Source organism: Zymomonas sp. (genome assembly GCF_020216885.1).
Lineage (GTDB): Bacteria > Pseudomonadota > Alphaproteobacteria > Sphingomonadales > Sphingomonadaceae > Zymomonas.
In genome coordinates this window covers 1-9,330 of record NZ_JAIWON010000135.1, presented here as the reverse complement: position 1 = coordinate 9,330, position 9,330 = coordinate 1, and the positions used below count along the sequence as shown (strand labels likewise).

Here is a 9,330-nt window from a genome sequence, read left to right as displayed (position 1 = left end):
TGGCCATAATATAAAATATGACTGATTTTATCGGTAATTTCAGGCGGAAGATGCTCTTCCCACGCCTTGTTATTACGTGGCAAAGCAATATCTAACGCAACGATATCTTCGACTTCATCCTGATGAACGTCACGATAGCGGATAGCCGCCCCAGCGGCGGCGAAACGATGCAGAAAGGCCTTTTTACCCTCTTCATCGCTACATTCAAAATAACCACCGCTTGCCTTTTCGAAAAAGTCTTTCAGAAAACCGCGCGCTTCTTCGGTGCCTTCTTCGGACACTTTCAAAATCAGATGATGTTCGTAGCGGTCACGGAAATCATCCATTCGCTTAGGCAGATGATGCGGGAACAGAGTGGACGCAAATTGCATCACCCGATCGCTCAAATAACGCGGCAAGAAACTGACACGGTTGTTTAAACCATCAAACCAGCCCTTCATGGCGAAAAGCTGCGGTAAGCGATCGGTGCCGAGATATTCAATCGCTAGAAAAGTATCTTTTCCGTATTTCGCCGCAATATCATAAGCATGACGATGCATATATTCGCCTGAAATTGGCAAATATTTGAAAGACTTCAACACCTGCCGCCGAAGCTCGGTTAATTCATCAGGATCATTGGTGCCGATATAGAAAACCTTGGCATTTTTCTGCTGCGGAAACGTATCAAGCCGCACGGCAAAAACCGCCACTTTTCCGGCACTTCCAGAAGATTCATAAAGACGGGACGGGTCAGCGTTAAAGCGCGCTGGTGTCTCTGCCTCAATATCGCGAATGTGGTTATGATATTCACAGTCGGAAGCATGTTTGCTTTCGTCATTGATAATATCATCTTCGGTATAGTCGCCTTTTTCAACACGACTTAAAATTGTTTCGGGATCATTCCCCAGACGAATACCCAAATGATTGACTAGCTCTAATTTACCCTGTTCGTTGATACGAGCATAAAGGGTCAACTGCGTAAAGGCAGGGCCTCTTTGCATCAATGCGCCGCCGGAATTATTACAAACACCGCCAAAAACCGAAGCCCCAATACAGGAAGAACCGATCACCGAATGCGGTTCACGCCCCAAGGGTCGAAGAATAGTTTCGAGGTCATATAAAGTGGCACCGGGCAAGCAAATAACCTGCTCACCTTTGTTAATCGGCTTTACGCCGGTAATACCAATCCCACTAATCAGAACGATATCGCGATCATAGTCATCGCCATCAGGCGTTGATCCACCGGTCAATCCGGTATTGGCGGCTTGCATAATAATAATTTTGCCAGCATCAACACAGGCTTCGACGACATGCCACATTTCAACTAGGGAAGTCGGTCGAACAACCGCTAGAACCCTACCACTGCCGAAACGGAAACCGGTGCAATAGTGATGCATCTCGCCTTCAGAAGTCAGCACATGATCCGAAATTTCACGCAAATGATCCAGAAATTGCTGATTTTCTGTTTCATTCCCATGTCGGGCAGAAGAAGGAAGCTGCACCATTATATCGACCTTTTATTTTCAAAAATTTAATCTAATAACCCATAGCCTTACGCATAGTTTCAAGATCTTCTGAAATTGAAAATTATCTTTTCATTTATCGATCAAAATAATCGACTTGTATTTATCTTTCTCTCAAGGCTTCTTTTGCGCGATTCAGCGGCTTTACCAAATATTCAAGAACCGTTTTTGATCCTGTATGAATATCAATTGTTGCGACCATACCGGGAACGATAGGAAATTTATGGCCGGATTTATTGGTTAGATGATCGGAATCAGTCCGTACCCAAACGCGATAATAATAGCTATCTTTCCGAACATCGTCCTGAACAGTATCCGGCGAAATAACCGTTACTTTTGCAGGCAGCCCCCCATAAATAGCGTAATCATAGGCGGTCAATTTGACGGTTGCCCGCTGATCGGGATGGATAAAGGCGATATCGCGTGGCGATATGCGCGCCTCGACCAGTAATTGTTCATCCAAAGGTACAATCGTCATCAAACGGCCATTAGGAGGAATAACGCCACCTTTCGTGGTGACTTCGATATCCTTAACGATACCCCTTACCGGCGAAGTAAAAGTCAAGCGATCTAACATATCAGAACGCCCTTTCGTAACCGATTGCTGGGCTTTGGCTTCTGCCTCGGCTTTTTCAAGGTCTTCTCTGGCCTTCACCATATATTGATTTTGCATATCATCGGCACGGGTTTCGATTTCACTTACCTGCCGTTTCAAACGCAAAACCTCGACATCACTGGCAGCGCCCCTTGCCACCAGCGGCTCGGTCATCGTCAACTCGTTTTTAATCAAAGCCAATTGCTGATGAAGGTCGTTCAATCCCATAGCCAAACTATTGCGGCGGGAACGATAAAGGTCAGTCTCGGATTTTACCAACGCCGGATAGGCTCTCACAGAATCAGGAAAGGAAAGCGAGGTATTATTCACTTCTGCCCGCAACCGAGCCGCCGTGGCTTCTGCGGCCACAGCCCGTGCAGCTGTTTCTTCAACCGAAGATTGGGTGCGGGTGCGATCAAGCTGCGCCAACATCTGTCCGGCCTGAACAATATCGCCCTCTTTGACATTCAAGTGGACAAGGATTCCCCCTTCCAAAGATTGGATGGTCTGTTCATGCGAGGAAGGCACCACCTTCCCCGTTCCGGTCGAGACTTCTTCAAGCTTAAAGCAAGCTGCCCAAATAAAAAAGCACAGCAACATCACCACAACGACCCAGACAATCCGTGCAGGAACATGCAAAGGGTCACGATCATCGACCATGCTCTGGGTGGACAAGGAAAGGTTAGCCATTGGTCAGCCTTTTCAGAACAGAATCCCGATCACCGTCCATAACGATATGGCCTTTATCAAGGATGATAATACGGTTGACCCAGCGCAAAATACTTTGACGATGGGTTGCTACAATCAGGGTGCGGTTTTTCACCCAAGGGGTCAGATTGTTAATCAGATGATGCTCTGACATTTCATCAAAATGAGCAGTCGGCTCATCCAACAAAACGACAGAAGGTTCTGATAAAATCAAACGCGCTAAAAGGATGGATTGGCGCTGTCCTTTGGATAATTCACCACCGCCCTCTTTCAATAACATATCGAGACCATCGGCTCGCTGATCCAAAATGCTTTTCAATCCAACCATATCCAAAGCCGCCAAAATTTGACTATCACTCGCCAAAGGCGCGCCCATGGTTAGGTTATCGCGTAAACTACCGTAAAAGATTTTGGCTTCTTGGGTTATCAAGCCAATGTCACGCCGCAAATCTGCAGGATCTATCGTTGGTAAAGCGATACCATCCAACATAATCCGACCATTAGAAGGCTGATGGAGGCCAGATAACATCCGCAGAAAGGTCGATTTACCCGCGCCATTCCGCCCTAATAAGGCGATTTTTTCACCGGAGCGGATAACCAGCTTAGGAATATCGAGATCAGGTCGTCCCGATTTTGGGTCATGCAGGAAACGAATACTTTCAAATTGATATTGCCCGCGAATACTGGGTAATTGCACTAATTGCGCCTGATCGGCACGATCTGCCGGACGGCTCATCAAAGAATCCAGACCTTCGCGGGCGACCCGTGCCTGTTGAAAACGCAAGAAAAACCCCGCCATCTGCGCCAAAGGTGCAATCATACGGGAAGTCAGAATAGAACAACCGACCAAAGCCCCCGTTGTCATTGTCGCCTTCATCACTTGGAAACATCCAACCAACAAAATCAGGGCATAGATGATAGTCTGGATTTCCTGACTCCATGTCACCATCAATCCGGTATAGAAACGCTGCCGCATGGCGATAGAGGCGGCCACCGAATGGACATGATTCCACCGTCTTTCAAAACGAGGCTCAGCACGCATCAATTTGATATCTTCAAAGCCGTCAACCGCTTCGATCAACAAAGCATTGCGTAAAGCAGATTCCCGCATTCCCTGCTGTGACAAACGGGCAAGGGGATATTGCACTAAAATACCGGGGACAAGCAGCAAAGGCACGGCGGCCAAAGCCACCCAAACCAAATTACCGCCGACCATCCATAAAATTCCTAAAAACAGGCAAAAGAAGGGTAAATCGGTAATCATCGCGATACTGGTCGCCGTCAATAATTCACGGACATGCTCCAATTCGCGAAGCTGGGCAATAAAACTACCGGCAACTTTTGGGCGGGCATCATAAACCAGACGGATGGCATGACCAAAGACATGCTCGGAAATCCGCAAATCAGCTTTTTTGCCGATCACATCTAATAATCGGGTTCGGGCAATCTTTAACAGCAATCCGAAAAAGACCGCCATCATCACGCCCGAAAACAGAACCCACAAGGTCGGTTCCGATTGGGCAGGCACAACGCGATCATAAATCTGCATTGAAAACAAGGTCGATGACAAAGCCAAAAGATTGATAAAAAGCGAAGCTAAAATCACTTCCCCGAAACGTCGCCAATCGGCCAAGGCCAAACGACGGAACCAATGGGGACGATAAGGCTGAATATAATCATCAACCCGCCCATCGGGTATAGAACGCAGCGGTCTTAAATAGGCGATTTCAACAACATGATCGGCTAACCAGTCAATTTCAACCGGTGTTTCCAAATCACCTTCACCTGAAAAACGAACGGCTAAATGTCCATCACCATCATTGGTCATGACGCAACCGATCCGGCCATCATCCCAATGCGCAACAAAAGGTAAGGCGACCCCCGAACGCACCGCCCCTTCCGCTTTCTCACCAGATTCCAAACGAAATCCTAAACCCAAATGGCGTGCCATAACAGAAAGGCGACCTTCATCAGATTCAGCCTTATCCCATGACATGATATTCCGAACATGCTCGACTGAAACCGGAAGGTTATAATGACGGGCAATCGCAATCATGGCATCCAGCCAAGCTTCCCATAAAAGAAGGGATTGGCGTTTTTCTTCTCCAGCCTGCCCTATCATGGCAATATCTCCAATCCCTGAACGACAGTGTGGTCAATGCCATAGACGGCTCTTGCTCGACCGGATGCGGCGACCTGATCGGCTTCACTCACCCACAAATCATGCTTTGCATTGATATTTTCGGTGCGCGCCTGATAAATTTCCTGCTCACTATTCAGCAGATCGACCAAAGAACGAGAACCCAAACGATATTGATCACGGTAAAGATCGCGGGCTTCGATAATGGTTTTCAGGCGACTTTGCAGAACACCAATTTTTGCCAGAGAACCCATTGCCACCGCATGGATCGAACGGAGCTTGTTATGGGCTTCCAATAAAGCCGTCTGTTGCCGCGCATGGGCAGCATCAACGGCATGGCTGGCGGCTTTTAACTGACTTAAAATACCAGTTCCCTGAAACATCTGGGTCGAAACATTCAAAATAACGCTACCATAATCTTGCCGCCGATCTGGTGCCGCCGGATAGATCGCGCCTCGTAAGGAACGACCGTAATTCCCGTCGATAGAAATCGTGGGGAAGCGTCCGGCTTTCACAATACCCAACTGGGCTTCTGCTGCTTTTGCCTCGGCTTTGGCTTCTAATGCGGCGGGCAATAAATCAGGATTCAAAGAGGCATCCACCGGTGCTTCCGGTTTAAAAGGCGGCAATCCATGCGGTTCTGCAATGCAGATATTTTCCGGTAAAGGCCGGTTTTCATTCATCAAGCTGCGCAAATTTTCTCTGGACTGTTCCAACATGGCACGGGCTTCGATCATGTTGGCTCTTGCCTGATCGAGACGGGATTCCGCCTGAATGGGATCAGATCGGGTGGAAATACCAGCTTTTGCCCGCAATTCTGCCATTTCTTTTACTGATGATACAGCCTGAAACAGATCCGCTGCCGCGATCATCAGTTGCTGATAACGATGAACATTAACAATCGCTTCGGCGACATTTTTGGAAACTTCGTCAATACTGCCCAAAACTTTGGCTTGCTGCCTTGCCGCTAAGGCTTTGGCCTGCATGACCTGATGGGACACTTTTCCGAAATCATAGACCATCTGCGAAGCTGAAGCCGATATATAAGGGCCCAATCCACGCGCCGAAGTCCAAGGACCTCCACTCATTCCCGCCTTGAATTGGGGATAATATCCGGCATGGGCAACGCCAACGCCGCTTTGTTGCTGCCCCAAGGCGGCAATCGCATCAGTGATAGAAGGATGCCCTTCCAAGGCACGATGAATGGCCTGATGCAAGGTCAACCAACCATCATCCACTACCGCGTTACGGGCAGCTTCATCACGCAAATAAGCGGGTTCGTCGTTACAGCCCAAGCTATCACTTAAACTAGGCAAGCTATCAATAGTCGGCATTTTCGGCACATATTCATCAGCAGAAGCCGCGAAAGGTGCTGAAAAACAACCGGCAACAAGAAAGATTACCTTTCTCATCAGGCGGGATATTTCATCCCGCCGCGCCCATTTTTTGATCATTTTATCAGGCGATAATCAACTGATGGTTACCGATCAGGGTCGCAAGATCGGTCTGGGTATTATCAAGGGTAACCAAAGCGGTCATTTGATGATTGCCATTGGCACCGTCACGATCAACGGAAATGGTCGTATTGCCATTATGGACGCTGGTAGAAACAAATTGGTCAAGACCGCTAGAGGCTTTATCCATAACAAATTTGTTTTCGGTCACATCATAATAGGCATTGGCCGTACCCTGATAATCAGCCAATAAATCCTTAATATTGATAATATCAGCATTGGGATCAGTGTTAACATCGCCCAAATGGAAATTATTGACCGTATCACTGCCGTTACCTCCTGTATTATCGCTGTTATCAAGCAATTTATACATCAAGGTGTCATGACCATTGGCAGTCATATGAAAGCTGTCGTTACCACTTCCGCTTTCAAAATAATGTGATGAGTTGTCATCGCTATTAACAACACTGTAAAGACTCATCAGCGCTGATGCTTTTGCTTCAACCTGAGTAGTCACCTCATTGCTGACATTTCCGGCAACATCAGTGGCTGTCGCCTTTATGGTTGTGCCATCTGCAATATCAAGACCACTTATCGACCAATGATTGTTACTATCAGCAACGGTTGTTCCAAAAACTGTCTGGCCATCATCACTAAACAAATTAACGGTAGTTCCAGCCTCCGCCTCTCCAGAGGCTGTCTGACCATCAGTTGCGTCAATGCTTATCAGATCAGGCTTTGTGGTATCAACCGTCAGCTCAATAGAATTGGAATACATCGACATATTATGAATATCGTTTGTGACAGCGCGATAAAGATAATGGCCATCAGGAACCGAATTTTGGACAGCAGACGTATCGCTCCAGTTGTCACCATTATCTGTAGAAACCTGATAATGGGCTGTCGTCCCGTGTGTGGCATTATCCAGACTAAGGGTATAACTGTTGTCTTGGCTAATATAATCCGTCGCAGAAGAGCCTGTGTCGGTATAGTCTTCTAAACTTAATTGACGGGTATCAAACGGGACTGTTGCAGTTATAACCCCCGCCCCTCCAGTAACCGCAGGGCTAAGAGAAATTGAATTGATACCGGCATCATCACTCGTTGGAGACACAACCACTACGTAGTAAGAGCTTGAATATGGGGTATTACTATTATCAACAAATGTCAGGCTTTTGAGTGTACCATTTTCAATAGTCAGGTCGCTTGGAGAAAGCGTCTGACTTTGATTATCAGAAAATACCACATTATAAGTAATATCGCCCGCTGCCGTTTGACCATCTTGGTCACTGACAACGCGCACATTATCCGGCTGCGTAATAAACCCAACAGTATGAGCGTTATTAACAGCCGTTGGATTACCATTAACATCTTCAATAGCGCCAGCCGGAATATTGACAACCAAAGCACCACCAGAATTTTTATCCGGTGTCACTGTCAAAGAATAAACGAGTGGATTACTACTATCCTGAACAAAGCCGTCTTTAGTTCCACCATAAACGTTAATATCATCTGCCGTAAAATTCTTGACTGGCTCAGACAAGGTAAAAACGTAAACAACATCGCCTTCAGTAACCGTTTCATTGTCACTTGGACTACTAATTGTCATGGTTGGAGCAAGCGTATCGTATGTTACGCTATCTGACGCATCGGCTGTTGTTGGATAACCTGCTGTACTATGCAATCGACCCGCTGATATCGCAGCTGTAAGCGTACCATTCTGGTTTGCACTTGGTGTTACAACCATATGATACAATAAAGGATCAGTTGTATCTTGGGTAAGCGCGCCCTTTGTGCCTCCAGTAACAGTAACGCTATCTGCGGTAAAATCGCTCACTGGCTCCGATAATTTGAAATTATACGTTACCGCTCCGATAGCAACCGCTCCGTCACTGTCGCTTGTAATCGCAACAGCCGGATTACTGGTAAGCGTCGTATCATAAGAAACACTATCTGATACATCTGCTTTTGTCGTGTTACCGGCCAAATCACTGACAGAGCCTGCGGGAATATTGACTTTTAAAGAACCATCGCTGCCCGCATTGGGCGTGACTGTCATATGATAGATCAAAGGGTTGGAACTGTCCTGCGTTAACGTTCCCTTTGTTCCACCCGTTACCTCGATATTATCATCTGTGAATTTTAACAAAGCCTCTGAAGCGGTAAAAGTATAAGTCACTGCCCCGTTTACAGTCTGGCCGTTACTATCATCGCTGATCGATATCGTCGGGGGGATAGTGTCATAAAAGACCGTATCACTAATATTTGAAAGATTGGGATTTCCAGCCATATCAAATACGGCGCCGGAAGGTATGTTTACGCTAATTTCGCCAGAGCTATTAGCCGTCGGTGTTACTGTTAAAAAATAGACAAGAGGGTGTTCCGAAGAAGCCTGTAATTCGCCTTTTGTGCCTCCAGTAACTTCAATACTGTCAGCAGAAAAACCTTTTAGCTTTTCAGACGCTATCAAAGCAAAAGTAACCGGTTCATTTATAGGGGCGACACCATCATGAGTGCTTGTAATCGTCATAGTCGGATTACCGGCCGGTGTCGTGTCGTAAGCCACCGTGTCCGTTGCATCCGACAAAGTCGGATTACCTGCTAAATCGTGAACACTACCAGCAGATACAGTCGCTGAGAGAGATGTAGGTATCTCTGATACAATCGGACTAATAACAACCTCTGGGGTCACCGTCATATAATAGACAAGCGGATTACTGGCATCTTGAGTCAAGTCACCTTTCGTCCCGCCCGAGACCCTTATACTATCGGCTGTGAAATCATTGACGGCTTCTGACATTGTAAATTTGAAAGTCACAGGATCAGCTGTAGCTTTTCCATCACTGTCACTCGTGATCGTCACCACTGGATTACCCGCTGGCGTCGTGTCGTAAGCCACCGTGTCCGTTGCATCCGACAAACTCGGATTAC

The 9,330-nt window shown here is 46.9% G+C and carries 5 protein-coding genes; all 5 read right to left on the bottom strand.

What is annotated here, in order from left to right; translation table 11 throughout:
• A partial coding sequence (gene dld, locus LDL18_RS07655) for a D-lactate dehydrogenase (RefSeq protein ID WP_296508378.1) occupies positions 1–1,484 on the bottom strand: 1,484 nt, incomplete at its 3' end.
• A gap of 121 nt (positions 1,485–1,605) precedes the next feature.
• Positions 1,606–2,787, bottom strand: a complete 1,182-nt coding sequence (locus tag LDL18_RS07650; protein ID WP_296508377.1) for an HlyD family efflux transporter periplasmic adaptor subunit — start codon at positions 2,785–2,787, stop codon at positions 1,606–1,608.
• Positions 2,780–4,927, bottom strand: coding sequence for a type I secretion system permease/ATPase (locus LDL18_RS07645; RefSeq protein WP_296508375.1), 2,148 nt, complete (start codon positions 4,925–4,927; stop codon positions 2,780–2,782). The genes LDL18_RS07650 and LDL18_RS07645 overlap by 8 nt, the downstream gene beginning before the upstream one ends.
• A complete protein-coding gene (locus LDL18_RS07640; protein ID WP_296508373.1) occupies positions 4,924–6,399 on the bottom strand; it encodes a TolC family outer membrane protein in 1,476 nt (491 codons plus the stop codon). The genes LDL18_RS07645 and LDL18_RS07640 overlap by 4 nt, the downstream gene beginning before the upstream one ends.
• Before the next feature lie 4 nt (positions 6,400–6,403).
• Positions 6,404–9,330: Ig-like domain-containing protein (locus LDL18_RS07635; RefSeq protein WP_296508371.1), on the bottom strand; the 2,927-nt coding region annotated here is incomplete at its 5' end.